The organism is Terrisporobacter mayombei (assembly GCF_020748465.1).
Lineage (GTDB): Bacteria > Bacillota > Clostridia > Peptostreptococcales > Peptostreptococcaceae > Terrisporobacter > Terrisporobacter mayombei.
In genome coordinates, this window is record NZ_JAHZMP010000287.1 from 1 (window position 1) to 435 (window position 435).

Consider the following 435-nt stretch of genomic DNA (forward strand, 5'->3'; position numbering starts at 1 on the left):
AATTGGGATGAAGTATAGTTACAAAAAATGTATAATAGATTCTATTTTATTGATGCTTATAGTTCAGCTATTAAGGATGATTTTGAATTATGTACTTCTAAGTCAATTTGAATTTACTCTTGAAAATTTTAATATTATAAACTTAATTTCTTTTACACTAGTTGGATTATCATTAATTCTATTTTTAAAAGATAATTCTTTGTATAACAAGGTGAGAAATAGAAAAATCACAGAAGCTTTTGAAGAAAATAAAAACAGTATACTTATTGAAAAGTGTAAGCTGATACTTTTTGTTGTGGTTTTATCTTTAGCAATAATTTCAACTTATTGTACTAAGGGATATGTATTTTTTAATGTAACTATGATGACTTTGTCTGTATCTATAGTTCCAATATTTGAAGAGTTATTTTTTAGAGAATAGATATGGAATTATCT

Annotated in this window: 1 pseudogene; it reads left to right on the forward strand. The window is 23.2% G+C overall.

The window, feature by feature from the left end:
* Positions 1 to 421: pseudogene (locus K0039_RS21600) on the forward strand (CPBP family intramembrane glutamic endopeptidase); the annotation flags it as partial.
* Between the last annotated feature and the right edge of the window lie 14 nt (positions 422 to 435).